This is a genomic window from Nostoc sp. NOS(2021), from assembly GCF_017115025.1.
Taxonomy (GTDB): domain Bacteria; phylum Cyanobacteriota; class Cyanobacteriia; order Cyanobacteriales; family Nostocaceae; genus Nostoc.
In genome coordinates this window covers 1-18,319 of the sequence record NZ_JABXKM010000141.1, presented here as the reverse complement: position 1 = coordinate 18,319, position 18,319 = coordinate 1, and the positions used below count along the sequence as shown (strand labels likewise).

Annotated in this window: 18 protein-coding genes; 7 read left to right on the top strand and 11 right to left on the bottom strand. The window is 42.9% G+C overall.

The annotated features are described in order from the left end of the window. Positions 1–94 precede the first annotated feature (94 nt). On the bottom strand, positions 95–763 hold the full coding sequence (locus tag HWQ41_RS18500; RefSeq protein ID WP_292765785.1) for a peptidoglycan-binding domain-containing protein: 669 nt from the start codon (positions 761–763) through the stop codon (positions 95–97). Between the two features lie 380 nt (positions 764–1,143). On the opposite strand from HWQ41_RS18500, the gene HWQ41_RS18495 reads away from it, so the two are divergent. From HWQ41_RS18495 to hemJ, 5 genes are all read left to right on the top strand, one after another. Continuing rightward, positions 1,144–1,464, top strand: a complete 321-nt coding sequence (locus tag HWQ41_RS18495; protein WP_292765782.1) for a hypothetical protein — start codon at positions 1,144–1,146, stop codon at positions 1,462–1,464. A 193-nt stretch (positions 1,465–1,657) separates the two neighbouring features. Next, the gene (gene psbQ, locus HWQ41_RS18490; RefSeq protein ID WP_292765779.1) at positions 1,658–2,125 is read left to right on the top strand and encodes a photosystem II protein PsbQ; all 468 of its coding nucleotides are present in this window, start codon (positions 1,658–1,660) and stop codon (positions 2,123–2,125) included. 110 nt (positions 2,126–2,235) lie between these two features. Beyond that, positions 2,236–3,396: an FAD-dependent oxidoreductase gene (locus tag HWQ41_RS18485; RefSeq protein ID WP_292765776.1), complete on the top strand. Its 1,161-nt coding sequence runs from the start codon at positions 2,236–2,238 to the stop codon at positions 3,394–3,396. An 88-nt stretch (positions 3,397–3,484) separates the two neighbouring features. Further along, positions 3,485–4,336, top strand: a complete 852-nt coding sequence (locus HWQ41_RS18480) for an alpha/beta fold hydrolase (RefSeq protein WP_292765773.1) — start codon at positions 3,485–3,487, stop codon at positions 4,334–4,336. A gap of 291 nt (positions 4,337–4,627) precedes the next feature. Further along, entirely contained in the window at positions 4,628–5,209 is a 582-nt protein-coding gene (hemJ, locus tag HWQ41_RS18475) for a protoporphyrinogen oxidase HemJ (protein ID WP_292765771.1), read from the top strand. 200 nt (positions 5,210–5,409) lie between these two features. Here the strand turns inward: hemJ and HWQ41_RS18470 are convergent, their stop codons facing one another. Continuing rightward, positions 5,410–6,303: a peptidoglycan-binding protein gene (locus HWQ41_RS18470; protein ID WP_292765768.1), complete on the bottom strand. Its 894-nt coding sequence runs from the start codon at positions 6,301–6,303 to the stop codon at positions 5,410–5,412. A gap of 235 nt (positions 6,304–6,538) precedes the next feature. Here HWQ41_RS18470 and HWQ41_RS18465 point away from each other — a divergent pair, with 235 nt between their 5' ends. Continuing rightward, a complete protein-coding gene (locus HWQ41_RS18465) occupies positions 6,539–6,661 on the top strand; it encodes a hypothetical protein (protein ID WP_292765765.1) in 123 nt (40 codons plus the stop codon). Positions 6,662–6,750: 89 nt separating this feature from the next. On the opposite strand, the gene HWQ41_RS18460 is transcribed toward HWQ41_RS18465, so the two are convergent. Both HWQ41_RS18460 and HWQ41_RS18455 read right to left on the bottom strand, forming a co-directional pair. Continuing rightward, positions 6,751–6,984, bottom strand: a complete 234-nt coding sequence (locus HWQ41_RS18460; RefSeq protein ID WP_292765762.1) for an EF-hand domain-containing protein — start codon at positions 6,982–6,984, stop codon at positions 6,751–6,753. 178 nt (positions 6,985–7,162) lie between these two features. After that, complete coding sequence (locus HWQ41_RS18455; RefSeq protein WP_292765759.1) at positions 7,163–7,462, bottom strand: hypothetical protein; 300 nt, start codon at positions 7,460–7,462, stop codon at positions 7,163–7,165. 293 nt (positions 7,463–7,755) lie between these two features. Between HWQ41_RS18455 and HWQ41_RS18450 the strand changes: the two genes are divergently transcribed. Continuing rightward, the gene (locus tag HWQ41_RS18450) at positions 7,756–8,124 is read left to right on the top strand and encodes a hypothetical protein (protein WP_292765757.1); all 369 of its coding nucleotides are present in this window, start codon (positions 7,756–7,758) and stop codon (positions 8,122–8,124) included. A gap of 171 nt (positions 8,125–8,295) precedes the next feature. Here the strand turns inward: HWQ41_RS18450 and HWQ41_RS18445 are convergent, their stop codons facing one another. The 7 genes from HWQ41_RS18445 to treY all read right to left on the bottom strand — a co-directional run bounded on the left by HWQ41_RS18445 (position 8,296) and on the right by treY (position 17,861). Next, positions 8,296–10,044, bottom strand: coding sequence for an NAD+ synthase (locus tag HWQ41_RS18445; protein ID WP_292765754.1), 1,749 nt, complete (start codon positions 10,042–10,044; stop codon positions 8,296–8,298). Positions 10,045–10,146: 102 nt separating this feature from the next. Next, a complete protein-coding gene (locus HWQ41_RS18440; protein WP_292765751.1) occupies positions 10,147–10,893 on the bottom strand; it encodes an NUDIX domain-containing protein in 747 nt (248 codons plus the stop codon). Further along, a complete protein-coding gene (locus tag HWQ41_RS18435) occupies positions 10,854–11,453 on the bottom strand; it encodes a nicotinate-nucleotide adenylyltransferase (protein WP_292765749.1) in 600 nt (199 codons plus the stop codon). The genes HWQ41_RS18440 and HWQ41_RS18435 overlap by 40 nt, the downstream gene beginning before the upstream one ends. Before the next feature lie 43 nt (positions 11,454–11,496). Then, the gene (locus tag HWQ41_RS18430) at positions 11,497–12,960 is read right to left on the bottom strand and encodes a nicotinate phosphoribosyltransferase (RefSeq protein WP_292765747.1); all 1,464 of its coding nucleotides are present in this window, start codon (positions 12,958–12,960) and stop codon (positions 11,497–11,499) included. Between the two features lie 175 nt (positions 12,961–13,135). Further along, positions 13,136–13,372 (bottom strand): BrnA antitoxin family protein, encoded by a 237-nt coding sequence (locus HWQ41_RS34310; protein WP_366931683.1) that lies wholly within the window; start codon positions 13,370–13,372, stop codon positions 13,136–13,138. A gap of 100 nt (positions 13,373–13,472) precedes the next feature. Continuing rightward, a complete protein-coding gene (locus tag HWQ41_RS18425) occupies positions 13,473–14,990 on the bottom strand; it encodes a trehalase family glycosidase (RefSeq protein WP_292765745.1) in 1,518 nt (505 codons plus the stop codon). Between the two features lie 72 nt (positions 14,991–15,062). Further along, a complete protein-coding gene (gene treY / locus HWQ41_RS18420; RefSeq protein ID WP_292765742.1) occupies positions 15,063–17,861 on the bottom strand; it encodes a malto-oligosyltrehalose synthase in 2,799 nt (932 codons plus the stop codon). Positions 17,862–18,319: the final 458 nt, after the last annotated feature.

The following is an 18,319-nucleotide window of genomic DNA, read 5'->3' as shown; positions in this document are numbered from 1 at the left end:
AGCGTACAGCTGTACGCCCTTACCTATGTATCTCTCTATTTCACAAGAAAACAGGTAGAACTTGAAAACGAGATTTTCAAAGAGTGGCTTCTGGCTAAATACCCAAAGCTGATCGAGTTTCGGGGCCTACAACACCATCTACAAGTAGACCTTTACTTGCCTGAAAGCTGCGGACTCGGCTAACAGTTTCTTGACCGTAAATTCCATCAACCGTGAGATTACCTAAAGCTGTTTGAACGTCTCTCACAAGCTGACCTTTAGAATTAGGGGTAAGAATTATTGAGCCGCCAACACCACCAGGTGTAGTCACAGCAGGATTGTTAGGTTTATCACCAATCCATCGGGCAAAAACGTATCTACCCGTAGAAAGCCTAGCAAAACCGTTTTCATATCTTTCAATCGCTGGAAGTGTTGCGCCATTTGGTACACAGTCCACATATGAGTAGTTGCTGCTTGGGCCTGTACGGATACGTAAACAACTGCCGTTAGTCTTTACATATGCAGCCGAACTCATTTCAATTTGGGTGACAGCAACAAGTAATACACCGATGCCAGCTAAAGCTAACCAAGCTGAAGATTTAAGCAGTTTTTTCCAATTGAATTGAGGTTTGGTGATTCCAGATGGCTCTTCTTTAGTAATAACTATGTCGGAAGATTTAAAAAGTTTTTTCCAATTCCATTGAGATTTAGGGAGATTGTATCCGGTGTTTCCAGATGCCTCTTCTTGGGCAATAAACATGTGGGAATAAGCAAGATATTCCATAATGCGCTCCTTTATATGAAAAAATGAGTACTCACAGAGAACTACTTGGTCGTTCTCTGTATTTATTCTTAGTATATTTTATATCCCGACCCTTTCAAAAGGTTTTTACTGGTAGCGAAATTAAGAAAAAATAAAATTAGTCACCTGAGAAAATGCGATCGCGATCGCCTGGAGTTGCAAGTGCATCAATATGAACATTTATTAAGTTTTAATTCTCGAAGAATCTTAAGAATTTTTGCCATATTACTGTAAGTCAGTCTGATTACAGTAGATTTAGGTTAACAAAGTCGGTATCACAAAAACTCAATAAAAGCAAGTATTTTGTACTACAATTTTAGATTTTTTATTACTCCAAACTAGCTTATTTATCTGGTTCATCTATGCAATTTATATTGGCTTATTGGGGCACGTGTGCAAAGGGATTCCTGGATGCAAATGGTAAACCAGAAGTAATAACACGCCAGGGGCGAAACTCGAAAAAGCCTACCAAACGTCACCTTTCACTGAGAAGATTTCAGAAAGCTCTCGGCGCTGCCCCCAGTTTGGAGTCATCTGGTGATCGCAAAAAATCCCAGGTTGTCGGTGGCTCGGACTTGTGCCGTAAATCTTTGTGGCAGTGGATTTACACCCCCCGCATTGAACCCAAGCGATCGCGTTGCGGCTCAAAAATGAAATTGGTAAAACTTTGGGGGAACAGTTAAATACTGAAAATAGCACAGGGCCGCCCGGCGAGACTTGTTAGGAATCGGATTGCAGCCAAAGGAGGGCGGATGTTATTTAGAGAATTGGTAAAAGTTCACCAATAGATAAATTTACTAGAGTGAACGATAAATTGCGCTAGCGATCTAAAATGACACTGTTAATCGGTAAACAAAAAGCAATTAAGTTCAATGTATGGTGCGTCAACGCTCGATTTTTTCCTTTTTCCTAGTATTATTGGCCACATTCCTCATTAGTTGTGGTGGCCCTGGTGTCGCGGTGGCACCTCCGACTTACACAGCAGTACAACTTGAAAAAATTCAGGCATACGTTCCTGAAATTCAGGCTGTGCGCGATCGCTCAGAAGAATTGAAAACCCTAATTAAACAAGGTGATTGGATCAATGTGCGTAACTTTATACATGGCCCGATAACAGAAGCAAAGCTGAATCTGACTTATGTCACTCCCAACCTTCTACCCAAAGACCAACCCAAAGCACGTCAAATAACGCGAGATTTTTTTAAAGACCTGGTTAAACTCGATAAAGCTACTAGTGCTGGCAATCCTCTAATTGCCTTGAATCAATCCCAAGCTGCTTTCGCAGAGATTGACAAATTCCTCCAACTGCTTCCTAAGACCAGCAGTCAATCAGAGGCAAGTTAAGCGCAAGGTTAAGATGATCTGAAGGGGATGAGGAGGATGAGGGAGAGTAAAAATTCCTCTCCTTTGTCCCCCGACTCTCCCATCTCCGCCATTTCAGCTTCAAAACAGCAATGAGTCATGTAGTTATTATCGGTTGTGGTGTAGTTGGGGCTGCGATCGCCTATGAACTGAGTCAAGTAAAAGGGCTGAAAATCACAGTTTGCGATCGGCAACCACCAGCACAAGCCTCTACAGGCGCTGCACTTGGCGTTTTGATGGGCGCAATCAGCCAAAAAATCAAGGGCAAAGCTTGGCAGATGCGAGAAACTAGCATCCAACGTTATGAAACCTTGATTCCTGAACTAGAAGCTTTAACAGGTTGCAAAATTCCTTTTAATCGCCAGGGAATTCTCATGCTTTTGTCTGATTCCTCCCCTTCCCTAGAGGCGATCGATGCATGGAAAAAACTTGTAGAAATTCGTCACTCTCAAGGCTGGCATTTAGAAATATGGGACACGGCTAAACTCCAAAATATCTGTCCTCAAGTTGATGTCTACGACGGGCTGCGCCTACACGAAAAAATTACTGGCGCTGTCTATTCTCCCCAAGACCGTCAACTTGATCCAACTGCCCTCACGTTAGCTTTAGTTGAGGCTGCCCAGCAAAACGGTGTGACTTTCAAATTTGGCGTGACTGTTTTGGATGCCCAAACCTCAACACCTGAATCTTCCCCCCAATTTTGCAATCAACTTGAGACTACAGAAGGAAAAATAGCCGCTGATTGGTTTGTAGTCGCAGCAGGGCTAGGTTCAACGCTACTTACAGCCCAATTAAACCAACTGATTGATATCCGCCCTGTACTTGGGCAAGCCTTGCAATTACGTGTAGGACATCCATTAGGCAATCCAGACTTCCAACCGGCGATTACAGGTAACGATGTCCATATTGTTCCTGTGGGCGGCGGAGATTATTGGGTGGGTGCAACAGTGGAATTTCCCAGCAACGGAAATGAGATACCGCCAAATCAAGAACTGCTGGAATCTGTTAGAGAACAAGCGATCGCATTTTGCCCAGAGTTAGCCACAGCAACGATTCTCCGCACTTGGTCGGGGTTACGTCCCCGTCCTGAAGGACGCCCAGCCCCAGTTATTGGTAAGTTGCCAGGGTTTAGTAATGTCCTCCTAGCTACCGGACACTATCGCAACGGTGTTTTACTAGCACCGGCTACAGCTTATGCGATTCGTGAGATGATTATTTCTCAGGGAGTGGGGAGTAAGAATTTTAGATTTTAGATTTTGGATTTTAGATTGAAATTTAATCCAAAATCTAAAATCCAAAATCCAAAATTGAATTGCCCAATGCCCAATATAGGAAAATAGCGTGTCAATAACAGAACATAAAATCAATGTAGATTCACTGGAATGGTTTTATCGTGAATCTTTACCAATCGGCAGAACTGACTTAGCGCCTGTGTTGTTGCTACACGGCTTAGTTTCACAAAGTTACAGTTGGCGTCATATTATACCTGCTTTGGCAAATCAGGGTACAAGAGCGATCGCTCCAGATTGGATTGGTTATGGCTTTTCTGCAAAACCAGAAAAACGAGATTTTGCTTACACTCCCGATGCTTTTATCACAGCTTTAGAAGGATTTATCAAAGCGCTAGAACTTGAACATTTTTCTTTAGTTGTACAAGGTTTTTTAGGTTCTGTAGGACTACAATATGCTTTGCGTCACCCAGAAAAAATTGCTAATTTAGCTATTTTAAATACACCAATTTCAACTGCTGCCAAATTACCCTGGAAAATTAAACAAATGGGTTTACCTTTGGCTGGTGAAGTAATGACCCAAGACCCCTTATTAGTTGATCGGACACTAGAAGGTGGAAGCCGTTATCGCATAGGAGATAAAGATTTAGATATTTATCGAAAACCATTTTTGACCGCTTCTACATCTGGTCGAAGTCTCTTAGCAAGTATTCGCAATCTACAGCTTGATTCAGCCATGACAGAAATACAAACTGGCTTTAAAGAATGGCAACAGCCAATTCTAATTCAATGGGGTATGATTGACCCTTGGCTACCTGTAGATATTGCCGAAAACTTTGCAAATGCCGTACCAAATACCGAATTAATAAAACTTAATAACGTCGGACATTATCCTCAAGAACACTACCACGAAGCGATTTTAGAAGACCTTTTACCCTTTGTGCGTCGTAAAGATGCTCATTGACAATATATAGGAGGGAACAGGGAACAGGCTTGAAAGTCTCTTGGTGTCAGTGTTTTCTGATTAGCTGATGTCAACCGCTACCTGGCAACTGCTATACCTCTGGCAAAAATCGATATTATAAAAATGAATCCACAGATTAACACAGATAAATAAATCATCGATATTTATCTGTGGTCAAAAATGAATTCGGGATTTTTGTTAGATTGATAAATGTTGTCCCCGCCTGCATTTGTGAACTTTTTATTACCATTAAAAATGCATCACAACCACAAGTAAAGGAGATTATAACTCATGGCTTATTCATGGTTTAAAGCATTTCATATTGTCGGATTTGTAGTTTGGTTCGCTGGTTTGTTCTACTTAGTACGTCTTTTTATCTATCACGTTGAAGCGAACCAAGAAGCTGAACCAGCGCGAACGATACTGAAAAATCAGTATCAAATTATGGAAAAGCGGCTCTACTATATCATCACTAACCCCGGAATGTTCGTGACGATCGCAATGGCCATCGGTTTAGTAAGCACTGAACCGGATATTTTAAAAGAGGGTTGGTTGCATATCAAACTGCTGTTTGTTGCTATTTTAATTGGCTATCATCATTACTGCGCTCGGCTGATGAAGAAATTAGCAGTAGATGAATGTGGCTGGAATAGTCAGCAATTACGTGCTTTAAATGAAGCACCTACAGTTATGTTAGTAGCGATCGTCCTGCTGGCTGTGTTTAAAAGTAATCTACCTACAGATATCGCTGCCTGGGCTATTTTCGCCATGATTATTTTGATGGCAGTCACTATTCAACTTTACGCCAAAAAACGCAGGCAGGATAAAGAGAAGCTGACGGCACAGATAGGGCAACCACAAGAACAAGGTTAGACATTGAGTTCATTCACTTACGGTTACTCACCGCATCACCCCACCCCGGTTTTGTCTAAAGCCAAAACCGGGGTGGGGTGATGCGTATGTGGGACAAGCGTTTGAGCTTAAGTTTACACCAATGAATTGTGCGCCCCTACTACACGTTGCATCACAACAACAAATACTACCAATTAACTATTACTTCATCCTGGAAACGTTTACAGTAAATCATCCCCAGGAATCACGGTAGTGTAGAAAGCATATTTGCGATTAGCGACATAACGACGGTCTTGTTTAATAATCGCCATAAACTCTCTATGTCCCTCACGGGTACGTCCCACTAAACAACCCGCACTGGCAAGACGAATATCATTTTGGGGAAAATCAAACCCGTAGTGTTGATTTACATGAAAATCATCACCTGTATCAAGTTTGTCCCCAGTCCGTTTAAAATCTTTGTTGAAATCTCTACAAACAGTTATATCTCCAACTTGCACTAATGCCTCGTGAGGCTCTGCTGTGCCGTGGATGCCAACAGCCCAAGCTTTGTATTGTCCAAACTGAATCCTAGCTGCTCCTTTGGGATTCATCGGATTATAAGTGTAGTAGTTCCCTGGTTCTGTAGTAGCTTCCCAGTGATCTACGATTTTGGGAACACCATTTACTACTTCAATGACAATTCGCCGATCATTAAATTGATTGGGTGTATCACTATTGAGACTCCAGTCTCCATTTATACCCTCTATATAAACAATGTTGTATTCTTTTGGATTGGTGAATAACTGATAATCTTTAGATAGCAAGTATTTCACAATCTTGCTGGCAATGTCATTACCAAGTTTTAAGGGCGGTTTAGGAAGATCATCTGGTTTGGTTTCAATTAGTTTCTTGGCTGTGATTGCTCCTAAAAAGTCACTCTCTCCAGTCTTTGTTAATTCTTGAAATTTTTTGAGAGATATCACAGAAACAGGGCCAAATTTGCCATCGGCTGGAGGTTCTAGTAAACCTAAGCCAATTAGCAATATCTGAATCTGACGAGCCAAGTCTGCGTCATCAGCGATCGCCTCGAATCCCCATTTCTCCCCTGTTCCCAAGAAATCTTGTAGTTTCATTATGCACCTGCTTTCTTTTACTTACTTCTAAGTATAAACATCATTTTAAAAATTGATGTTGTTTGAAACTATACTCTAGCGTGAAGTATGATATTACAAATGTTACGATTAATTTATGATTCAGCACACAAAAATTCACAGAATTATACTGAATAAAAAACTATTTATTGGGAATATATTAAATCCAGAATGGGTCACGAACGGAGTTTACAAGATCCTCAACGACAATCGGCTAATGACTGAATTTCGGGCACTTGTCAAAAGCGATCAGGAAGACCGCAAAATCTTTATCACCATCAGCGCCCTCCCAGAATCGCAAAAAGCCAGCCTTTCACCTCCAAGGTCATTGAAGGGCTAGCGAGTCACCAATGACCATGAAAATTGCAAATCCCTCAAAGCGTGGGCTAGAGAGGGATTTTGGGTATTGGGTATTGGGTTTTTTGACTGCTAGGTTAAATTACTTGCTTTCTCAACTGCTTCCTTTAACTCTTCAAAGGTAATACTACCGTCTTTGTCTGTATCATATCGTACTAGTAACTCCTGGGGGCTACTGGTATTTGTTTCTGATGAGATGATTGCACTTAAGCCAGGACTTAAAAAAAGCTCATTAATGGACACTTTGCCGTCTTGATCGCGATCTAAGGTCTTAAAAAGAGATTGAAGCTCTTGCTCGGTTGCCATAAGTTTCTATCTGAATTAATTTTTCAATTTAATATCTCATTAATATATCAAAATTAAACAAACTTATATCCTTAGACGTAGAAACGGGTATCGCTGGGGCTTAGATCAGGTGTAGGCTGTGATACAGGGTCTACAGTTGGGACAATGAAAATCAATCGGCACGGTCGAGCCAAAGTTCTCACTCAACAAGAGATACAGCTAATTTTCCGCTATACCTGCCCCACGACCGCCGCCAAAATTTACCATTCTTGATTCTTGGCATCACCGTGCCGAAACGGGAAAATTGTACGCGCTTGGAATTGATGCTACAGCACTTCCGGCAGCTATGAGGTACATCCTCATAGCTGAAAGCTTTGCTAGGAGAGGGGCAAGGAGAAAAACTGTATTGCATAATAGCGGGAAGCGCTGTAACCTCAACGCTAGCGATCGCCTCGAATCCCCATTTCTCCCCTGTTCCCAAGAAATCTTGTAGTTTCATTATGCACCTGCTTTCATTTACTTATTTCTAAGTATAAACATCATTTTCAAGATTGATGTTGTTTGAAAGTATACTCATATCTGAAATATGATGTTACAATTTTTACTATTAATTTATGATTCAGCACACAAAAATTCACGGATACTATACTGAATAAAAAATATTTATTGGCAACTTGCATTTACATGATTTACGTAATAATACTTATGTTTACAGAAAGATATAAATTCATAACACGCTTATTTGTAGAGGATATGATATCAATAAGCTGTCTGTTATAAAAATTAAACTTTATGTCAAATGAAGATTGGTACAACATAAAGAGTGCTTACCAGTATGCATTACAAACAAGATTAAGGCATACTTATTTAGTTCATATGCCTTGGTTAATTGACCAAATTATTGAATCCAGGTTTACTTCATTTTTCGCAACAGTGTCGCATATGAATCTCATTGTACACCCAACTATTGACTTAAATCCTAAGCATCATCGTATTGCAATTTACCCAAAATATAGTTGGTTCACACTCCACTATAGCTACTTAGACTTAGAAGATATATATACATATGATGAGTATAAAGTTGTACTGGAAGATGTGAAAAACATTCTCTGGCAGCTAATGGAACGTCTTGATAAATGGAGAGTAAAAAATCTGCGGTGAGGAAAAAACGTGGTGATCGGGTGACGCGGTGAGGGAAATTGTCCCCGCGTCCCCGTTTACCTTTAGGACTTACGCAAAACTACACGCTGTAGGGGCAATTCATGAATTGCCCCTACCTGAAAATCATTCTTTTCGGCTATTGTTTGCGTAAGTCCTGACCTTGATAGGCTACTACTTGATTCGCGGATAGGCATCTTGTCCATCCCTACAGACTAAGGTAGGTGTAGCTATGGTTTTAGTCTGGTAAGCGTTTTTGACACCAATCCAGTTACTAGCAATTGGCATTCGCCAACCAGTTCCAAAAGCGCGATCGGTTATTTTTAAGCCGGGGGGTGCTTGTCGCCGTTTAAATTCAGCCCGCGCCACCATTTGGATTACTCGGTCTACAATCACCGGATCGTGACCGGCTGCAATAATTTGCGTTGCTGATTGGTGATTATGAATCAGGCGTTGCAAAATATCGTCCAAAATTTCGTAGGGCGGGAGAGAGTCTTGATCCACTTGACCCGGTTTGAGTTCAGCGCTGGGTGCTTTAGTCAAGACATTTTGCGGGATGATTTCATGATTGCGATTTAACCATTGGCAAAGTGAATACACACGAGTTTTAGGAACATCTGCAATCACTGCTAACCCGCCATTCATATCGCCGTAGAGGGTACAGTAACCAACTGCCATTTCTGACTTATTACCGGTAGATAAAAGTAGATAGCCAAATTTATTAGCGATCGCCATTAATAAATTACCGCGAATCCGAGATTGGATATTCTCTTCAGCCAGTCCAAACTCTGTACCCGCAAACAAATCACCTAAAGTTTGATCGAAGCCTTGCATTAACTCGCCAATTGGTAAAAGATTAGTCTTAATCCCCAAATTTTCGGCTAATGCCACAGCATCACTGATGGAATGCTCAGAACTATAAGGCGAAGGCATGAGTACACCAAGGACATTTTCTTTACCAAGTGCAGCAGCTGCGATCGCACCTACTATTGCAGAGTCAATCCCGCCACTTAAACCCAACACTACTTTAGAAAAGCGACACTTGCGAGCATAATCTCGCACTCCCAAAACCAAAGCTTGCCAAATTTCTTCATCTTCTGACTCATATACAGGTGCTACAGAACCCAACTGCAAATCTCGTTGCGCCTCATCAAATTCGACTACCACTAAATCGGTGTCAAAGCCACGGGCACGACACATAATTTCACCTTGACGATTCAAAGCAAAACTACGCCCATCAAAAATTAGGTCATCATTTCCGCCAACCTGATTAGCATAAATAATCGGTTGTTGAAAACGTACTGCACTATGCCTGAGTATTATTTCTCGAAACTGCTGTTTGCCGACAGTGTAGGGGGAAGCAGACAAATTTACAATCAAATCTACACCCAAAATTGCTAAGTCAGCAATCGGATTCACTGTATAACTACGTTTGCCCCAAAATTCCTCATCATTCCATAAATCTTCGCAAATAGTTACGCCAATATGGATATTATCTAAAGTGAAATAATTAGCTTCCAAGCCTGGTTCAAAATAGCGACGTTCATCAAATACATCGTAAGTAGGCAAAAGTCGCTTGTGAAAAAGTTGCTTGACCTTGCCATTTTCTAACAAAGCTATGCTGTTAAATAAAGTTTTACCGCCAGTAATAGAGGCTTTGAGGTTCTGTTCAACAGTTCCTACCAATACAGCTAAATTTGGTGGTAAATCCTGGGCCAAGTTTTGTAAAGTGATGCCCATCGCTTCCACAAAACTAGGATTTAGTAATAAATCTCTTGGTGGATAGCCACACAAAGAAAGTTCTGGTGTCAATAACAAACGCGCACCGCTAGATGCTGCTCGTTGTGCCGCCTCCAGGATTTTTTGGGCATTTAAAAGCAAATCCCCAATTGTCGGATTAATTTGAGCGATCGCAATCTTCATTTTTGGTTAGTTAGGAGTTAGGAGTTAGGAGTTAGGAGTTAGGAGTCAAGGGTTAAAATTAATTGCCTTGACTTTGAACTTTCAACTCTATGTAGCGGTTCATTAAATAAACACCAAAGGTTTATCCTTTAAGGGAGCAAAAGCTTCGGCGTCAAACTTATACAAACTAGCTGGACGACCAGCACCGCGTGATACCTTAATTCTGGTATCGCATAAAAAACCTAACTTGAGTAGACGCGCCCGAAAATTAGAATAATCGGAAAAATTGTCACCTAAAACTGTGGCGTATAACTGATATAAATCATTCAAGGTGAACATTTCTGGCAAGACTTCAAAAGCCACTGGGCTATACTCTAATTTATTTCGCAACCGCCTATGCCCATAAGCCAGAATTTCATTATGGTCAAAAGCTAATTGCGGCACTTCTTTTACCGGATACCAAGCTATGCCAGTCATGCGATCGGCAACCAATTCCGCTTCTTCAAATCGCACTAGGGCAAAGTAACTAACTGATAGATAACGCACACCATAACTATCGGTTGCTTCCCGTGGATCGCGATTCGGCCCGCCAAATGTATACAGTTGTTCTAAATAGAGATTGTTGACCTTAATTTTCTCTGCCATAATGCGATAGGCGGCATCTTCTAAAGACTCTCCTGGACGCACCAAAGTACCGGGAAGACTCCAATGATTTAAAAATGGTTCTTGCTGTCGCATTACTAATAGAACTAACAGCCGATTTTGGGCAGTATCTACAGAAAAAATTACATTATCAACACCAACCTTGAAATCAGCCAAAGGTTGTTGGTTTAACGGAGTTGGAATCTTTTTTTGGGAACGTCCTGGCATTTGTACAAATGCTCTCGATTAATATAGGCAACTACAGGGGCTGTGAGGGCTTCAGAATCTCCATGTTCGCGGTACGCTGTTGAGGAAACATCTAGACCGGTCAGACTAGCGATCGCAATCTTCCCTCCCAGCTTTTGCACTACCTCTGAACTAGATTCATCTATTGCATATCCCGGTCGCGGCACGATCAGTAGTTGCACTTCCTGTAACAAATCTTCAATGTGATACCAACGTGGTAACTGACTCAGTAAATCTGAACCAACGATCAACGTCAATTCCGCGTCCTCACCCCAAGTAAGCTTCGCTTTTTCCACTGTTTCCAGTGTTCTGAAGCTACTCAATTCCTGTTCCAAAGCAATATTGTGACGTGGTGCGTCTATATCCGCAATCAACAGTTGCAGCATTGCCGCCCGATGTTCTAAGGGTGTTTGATGAGACTTAAATGGATTATCCGCTGCCCAAACCGCTACCCAATCATAACGCTTAGACAACCAACTCAGAATTTCTTGATGTCCAGCAGTTGGTGGATCGGCACTAGTACCAAACAAAGCAATTCTCATAGTAATTCGTAATTCGTAATTAAGACAGACTGAAAGAGTACTTTTACCTCTGTGTCGCGCCAGGTGCTACAACGGGGGGAACCCCCGCAACGCACTGGCTTCTCTGCGCCTCTGCGGTTCGTTTCTTAGTTTCCTCCGTCAACACCCGTAACCCCTGAGAAATTTCCACTTGCACCGAGATAGGATGATCCAAACGCCGTGTCTGTTCTGGCAAACTGGCAACTGAGGCGGCGGTACGCTGACGAATTGTTGCCAACGACTCCAACGGCTGCACTCGTTCACCTTCTTGCACTACCAACTCCAACAAAGGTTCTTCTTCCAAAGGAATTTCACCTAAAAGTCCCAACCTGTCTGCTTTTACCTTACCTCCCGTAAACGAGCGAAAAATCTGCTTGCGCCCTGGATAAGTAACCTTACCACTTGACTGCTTCATCACTGGGATGCCATCAATGTCTACAAGTTTATAAACTCCATTTACAGGCGAACCCGTAACTAGTCGCGTTCCCAGTCCGTAACCATCAATTTCGGCCCCAGCAGCTTTTAATCTGGCAATTTCCCACTCATCTAAGTCGCCACTGGCAAAAATTGGCACACCAGGAAGGAGCGATCGCACCTGTTTTGATAAGGTAACTAAATCTCCTGAGTCCAATCTCACTCCTGTTAATTCCATTTCCCCGGAATTTACTTTTTGGGCCAAGCGCTGGGCAGCAGCAACGGTATCATAAGTATCAATCAGCAATGGCGCACCCGGAAAATATCGATGAAATGCACTAAAAGCTTGTTCTTCAGTGCCTTCTATTGCTGAGAACGCCATCACTAAGGCGTGTGCCATCGTACCACTTGGCTTTTCTCCCAGTTGTAGCGCCGCTAACACATTGGAAGTGGCATCTAACCCACCTGCCAACGCCGCCCGCGCTGCCCACAAAGCAGCCTGGGGACTAAATGCTCGTCTTGTCCCAAATTCTAAAAGTGTTGCTGACTCCCCCGCTACATCCCGCAACCGTGCTGCTTTTGTGGCAATCAAAGTCTGATAATTAATCGTATTCAGGAGGTAAGTTTCCACTAGTTGCGCTTGCCAAAGAGGTGCTTCTACGCGCAACAGTGGCTGATTGGCAAAGACGGCTGTCCCTTCTGGTACTGCCCAAACATCACCCGTAAACTTTCCCTCAGCTAGTAGTGACCAAAAGCGATCGCCTGCGTGAGCAAAAATTCCCGTTGCCTGTAATGCCGCGATTTGCGAGGCACTAAAGCGGATTTTGGCCAAATATTCCAATGCCTGCGTCAGCCCCATTGCAATTAAATAACCAAAACCCTCTGGCAATCGCCTGACAGATAACTCAAAGCTTGCCCGTCGTTGTTCTATACCTTCGCCTGTGTAACAAGCTGCCATCGTCAACTGATAAAGGTCGGTCAGTAAGCTGTAGTCATCCACAGAGAGGTTTAGTTCCTGGTTCTGCTGACTTTGCTGTTTATGTACATAGTCCAAATCTGGCAAAAAAGTTGTCATGCAAGAGCTTCCTTAAAAGATGCTTCTCCTATTTATGGTAGTATTTACCATAAATAATGTCAACTCCCGACGAATATATTTTAGAGATTGCCGTAGAACAGTAAATTTATAGGTAAATTAATACTAACTTTATCAAAAATTTAATATTTTTTAATAGTAATAGCTAGTAATAATGTTAATTGGACAGGCGGCTAATGAAAGAAAATTTCTCCACCCTTAAATATCCATGAAAAGCTTTGCACTCTGTAGTAAATTTCAGGTGCATGATAATAATTAGTAGCGATGAATTATGCTCAATATAAGAGCAAAGAGCGGAGTTAATTAGAGATTGGTAGCCTTTTCCTTTGCTTTTAAACCAATCCAGAATATCTTGATCTAGTTGAATTAATGTGGCTTCTTGGCTAACACCTATTCCCTATTCGCAAGTAAATTCAGGAATCAAACCGGATTCCTATAGAGTCAAGTGTAATAAATAAGATAAAGGCGTGAGTTTTTTCCTCACGCCTTTTTATTTAAACTTTTTTCCCACGGGCTGCTAAGAGTTCCAAAACAACTCCATTTGTCCACCCGAAACCAACTTCGTTAGAACTATATCCAAAGGAGATATCGTCGGAAACGTTGGCAGAACAGCGTTCAACATCATATTTCTCAACTATGGTGTTGTGACGCTCGAATTCTTTAATTACCATAGCCAGGAATTTGTTAGCAATGCGATCGCCTTCTGGATGGTACCCATAACGGTGAAGTCCCTGAACAGCAATTAACGTCAATGGTGCCCAGCCAAAAGGCGCATCCCACTGGTTTCCGGTGACATGAGTACTGGTAAAGATTCCGCCTGGGGCTTCAAATAAAGAAAGATTTTCCACTACGCGCTGGGCTTGGGCAACAGAAGCAATTCCCAGCCACAGGGGATAGAATGTGGTAGCAAATTCGTAGCGGCGGCGTTCTCCACTCTGGAAGTTATAGTCGAGATATAGTCCCTGTTCTTCATCCCAGAGACACTGATCGATGCGATCGCGGCGGATATCTGCACGATCGCGCCATTGTTGTTGCAATTCTTCGTTCCCCAAAATATCGTTAATTTGGGCTAAGTCTTGTTCCATCTGATACAGCAAACTGTTGAGGCACACAGGAGCGTAGTGGAGGATATCAGCACTGAAAGGGCCAAATCGGTTGGTGATATCAAAACCGGACTCGCGCATGGTGCGATCGCCCTTGTAAAATAGGTTGGTCAGTTCGTCATTTTCGCGATCGTAGTAAAGATTTACATCATAATCTTCAACCTCAGAAGTTTGGTAATACTCCTTGACGCGATCGTAGTGGCTTTTTCCCTCCTCATCCCGCTCGGAGAACAAAACTTCTGGCGCGGCTCCTTCCCCAAAGGCATAGAATCTAGATAAGCCTGTTGCGGGATTCAGGTGGGGCGCTACTACCCAGTAATAGTAAAATTGCTCTAAAAGTGGTACGGCTGACTTTAACCACTCTTCATCCTGGGTGTGCTGGAATAGCGCCAAAACCATCATGCTGAGGACTGGAGGCTGCGATCGCGACAGCATATAAGTTCGGTTGGAATTGAGGATGGTGCCATAATGCTGCACCTGGTACAGCAATTGATCTACCTGGCTTTGGGCTAAATCCCATTCTTCATCGCGCAAAAGTCCCAGTAATATAAAGTAGCTGTCCCAGCCATACATTTCGTTAAAGCGGCCACCGGGTACGACATAAGGCCCTGGCAGGTATAATAATCCATGCTCTTTAATTGCTTCGACTTCCGAGGGTAAAGTGCGAATTTCAATTCTTTGCATATCCTTGGGAGATAGCGATCGCTCCAACACAGTCTGAACGTTGGGACAATCTTCTTGGGGGGAAATGTAGACGAGCCAGGGAGTCTCGGTTTTGTGGTCTAGTTTAGTATCCTTTGCAGATTGTAATAAATGTTCGTGCGATCGCGTTAAGGTTTTCCACGTTTTTTTGATATGGGCCCGCACGGTGTCAATCTGCGCGGTGGTGAGTGTTGGTGGAGTGGTCATAATTTCAATTTGACGGGGTGAGGAACGCAGAGTTTTTACGGGGTTCTCTCTGCGTGGGACAGATTTATCTTTTCACTCAGCACTACTAACTAACAAAGCAACTGGAAAATGGGCGAGGGCTGCTGCGATAGATAATGTTTCTGTAACTTGTAAGGGTTGCTGAGTTATGACGTTTTTCCAGGTGAGGGAAGTTCCAGGGGGTAATTGCAGATGCGTATCTTGCCAAACTGACTCGCCCAAGGGGTTGTCTCCAGGCTGGATGAGGCTAGTTAAAAAGCGAGGCGCGATCGCGATCGCTGTTTGATTCCCCTCCCGTCGCGCAAAGGCGATAATGTGATTGGCGTAGGTTCCCTGAACTTCTAACGGCAGATAGTCGCCGTCCTGGAATAATGAAACATAGTTTGTTCTAGCTTGGAGTAACTGAGCCGTTAAAAACAGTTTGATTCTGCCGTCTGTTTTCTGGTTCAGTAACTTCTGAATCAGTCCCAGAATATCTGTTTTTACCTGCTCGCGGATGGCACTTAAGTAAGTACGTCGCTGTTCAAAATCCACGGGACGGCGATTGTCTGGATCAACTAGACTCAGTTCCCAAAGTTCTGTTCCCTGGTAAAAGTCGGGTACGCCGGGGGCGGTAATCTTCAGTAGAGTTTGGGAAAGGGAATTGAATATACCATAGTCAGCAATTCGCTGTTGAAAAGGGCGAAAAACTTCTAAAAATTCCCCAGAGATGGAAGGGTCAAGTACCTTCTCAATAAAGGAGGTACAAGCTTCTTCGTACTCGCTATCAGGTCGCAACCATGCTGTATGCACTTTTGCTTCTCGAATTGCCTTAATTATATAGTCCTTCACCCGTTCCACGAAGGATGTATGTTCATCTTCGGCAAAGGGAAACGCCCCCACCAGCGTTTGATAGATAAAATACTCATCGTTGCGATCGGGCATAGCGAACCCGTGGCGATGGCTCCGATGTCCTCGATTAATGGCGCTCCAAGTATTTACCTGCTGCTCCCATTCCTCTGGGATTTCTGAGAGGACATTCAACCTGGCCCGCACATCTTCGCCGCGTTTGGTGTCGTGGGTGGCGGTGGTGTTCATTGTGTGAGGCCAAGTTGCTTGGTGCTGTTGGTTAAAGGCATGAAATTTGGTTACTGAAATCCCAAAATGACCGGGATTACCCCCCACTTCATTCAGCGACAGCAACCGATTGTAAACATATAAAGTGGTGTCTTCTACGCCTTTCGCCATTAGCGGGCCGCTGTATTGCTGCATTCGCAAGACAAAATATATCCACTGCTCGCGTTCTGTTTGAGTCAGAGAATTATCAAACTCTAGTAGCATTAACTTTTCAATAAAGGTCAGTTCGTGCTGCAACAGGGGCGTTTCTTCTTTGGCTTGATGAATTACTTTCTCAATGGTAGCGCGATCGCTTTCTCCAATTCCATCGGGGGTAATATAGGTGCGGTAAATCGGGAACAGTGTCAAAACTTCGGCGATCGCTCTTTTTAATCCATTCAGTGTAAAATCATTGCCATAGCGATATTTGCTGGAAACGTTCTTTAACAAAAGTGCCAGATTGTCAATATCACCTGCTAAATTCTTTTCCAAAATCAGGTGCTTTTTCTCCTTGACAATGGTTGAATAATCTACTCTGGAACCGATAAAGTTATGGTAGATTTTATCGAACTGTGATTGATTTTCTGTTTGACAAAATACCCCATTTACATAGTTTAAAAAGTCATATCCTGATGTTCCTTCAATTTCCCAATTCTCCGGCAGGTCTTCTGTAAGTTCTAAAATCTTTTCCACAGTGATATAAACATCACCCGTTTTTTCCCGCAGCCTTTCGAGATACTGGATTGGATTATAAAGTCCATCAATATGATCAATTCGTAAACCTGTAAATTTGCCCTCCTCTACTAACTTCTGAATGAAGCTGTGGGTGTTATTAAAAACCCGCAGTTCTTCAACTTTCACTGAAATCAGTTCATTGACTGTAAAGAAACGGCGGTAGTTCATTTCCTCCGCCCCAACTTTCCAGAAGGCGAGACGATAAAACTGGTCATTCAGTAAATCATCTAGGAGGTTAAAGCTTTCGGAATTACCCGCTTCTCCATTGAAAGTTTTGATATTTTCATCAATGAACTCGCGGATGGCATCATTTGTGGTGTAGATTTCCCAAACCAATCCTTTAATAAATGCGATTTGGTCTTGTCGCTGTTTTCCCGCCACCTCTGAAGGCACATTTTTGAGAATGTAGAGAATCCCCAATAGTTTAATAAAATCGGGGTGATTGCGTCCCAGTGTGCGCGTCAGTTTACCCAGATTATGAATGATAACTTTTGTGTAAGACTCTAACCGCAGTGGCAGTTTCAAGCTGTAATAGTTTACAGTTAAACCGTTTTCTTCATATTGTAGTTGAATGTGTCCGTTTTCCAAGGATACGCCGTAGAAGTCTCCCAGCAGCGGTGCTAGGATTCGCTCTTGGCGATCGCCAAAAGGAGCATTCCAAGAAAGGTCGAAGTAGTCGGTATAACTTGAATCTGGCCCGTGTTCCAATACGTCCATTAAGTAAGGGTTTTCGCTGGTATAGGACATGTGGTTGGGCACAATATCTTGTAACCAGCCCATACCAAGGGATTGAACTTGATCAACTAATGCATCAAAGGATTCATTAGTTCCCAGTTCTGGGTTTAGTTGAGTGGCATCTACTATATCGTAGCCGTGTGTACTCCCGGTTTTGGCTTTGAAAATCGGGGAAGCATACAAATCGGAAATACCTAAATCTGCCAGATAAGTTGCGATCGCTCTAGCGTTGTCAAAGCCAAACTGAGGTGTAAACTGAATTCGATAAGTTGCGGTGGGAATTCGCATATTTTTTTGTAGTGGGGAGTGAGGGGGCATTGGTGTCAACTTAAGGTTAAAAGGGCGGTTATAAACCGCGTCTACACAGACAAAACCCACCTCCGTGGGTTAAGAATCCTTGATTTTGTATTAGTCGACGTTCGCGTAGCGTCTCGTTGGCGCAGCCTCTCGTAGAAAAGAGAAGGTGGACTTCGTTTGTGTAGCCGCGAATTCCATTCACCAGGGCTTAAGTTGACACGCATGGTAAGGGGGATGATGGAGATGAGAGGGATGAGGCGGATGATATCATGTCCGCTTGATTACTTATTAAACCCGAAGAACCCCAAAGAGCCAACGCTGCGCTTTGTCTCCCCTAAGAACCGGCGGGGCTATGGTGTATACACAAGTCTGAAATAGCTGATTCACCAAGGTTTTACCCCACCCTAACCCTCCCCTTATAAAGGGGAGGGAACTAAATTTCCTGTTTC

Coding starts and splice junctions, on each gene's coding strand:
- psbQ (WP_292765779.1), top strand. CDS start 1,658: ATGGTGCGTCAACGCTCGATTTTTTCCTTTTTCCTAGTATTATTGGCC.
- HWQ41_RS18450 (WP_292765757.1), top strand. CDS start 7,756: ATGTCAAATGAAGATTGGTACAACATAAAGAGTGCTTACCAGTATGCA.
- HWQ41_RS18425 (WP_292765745.1), bottom strand. CDS start 14,990: ATGACCACTCCACCAACACTCACCACCGCGCAGATTGACACCGTGCGG.
- HWQ41_RS18440 (WP_292765751.1), bottom strand. CDS start 10,893: ATGCCAGGACGTTCCCAAAAAAAGATTCCAACTCCGTTAAACCAACAA.
- HWQ41_RS18495 (WP_292765782.1), top strand. CDS start 1,144: ATGCAATTTATATTGGCTTATTGGGGCACGTGTGCAAAGGGATTCCTG.
- hemJ (WP_292765771.1), top strand. CDS start 4,628: ATGGCTTATTCATGGTTTAAAGCATTTCATATTGTCGGATTTGTAGTT.
- HWQ41_RS18435 (WP_292765749.1), bottom strand. CDS start 11,453: ATGAGAATTGCTTTGTTTGGTACTAGTGCCGATCCACCAACTGCTGGA.
- HWQ41_RS18470 (WP_292765768.1), bottom strand. CDS start 6,303: ATGAAACTACAAGATTTCTTGGGAACAGGGGAGAAATGGGGATTCGAG.
- HWQ41_RS18455 (WP_292765759.1), bottom strand. CDS start 7,462: ATGAAACTACAAGATTTCTTGGGAACAGGGGAGAAATGGGGATTCGAG.
- HWQ41_RS18430 (WP_292765747.1), bottom strand. CDS start 12,960: ATGACAACTTTTTTGCCAGATTTGGACTATGTACATAAACAGCAAAGT.
- HWQ41_RS18465 (WP_292765765.1), top strand. CDS start 6,539: ATGACTGAATTTCGGGCACTTGTCAAAAGCGATCAGGAAGACCGCAAA.
- HWQ41_RS18485 (WP_292765776.1), top strand. CDS start 2,236: ATGAGTCATGTAGTTATTATCGGTTGTGGTGTAGTTGGGGCTGCGATC.
- HWQ41_RS18500 (WP_292765785.1), bottom strand. CDS start 763: ATGGAATATCTTGCTTATTCCCACATGTTTATTGCCCAAGAAGAGGCA.
- HWQ41_RS18445 (WP_292765754.1), bottom strand. CDS start 10,044: ATGAAGATTGCGATCGCTCAAATTAATCCGACAATTGGGGATTTGCTT.
- treY (WP_292765742.1), bottom strand. CDS start 17,861: ATGCGAATTCCCACCGCAACTTATCGAATTCAGTTTACACCTCAGTTT.
- HWQ41_RS18460 (WP_292765762.1), bottom strand. CDS start 6,984: ATGGCAACCGAGCAAGAGCTTCAATCTCTTTTTAAGACCTTAGATCGC.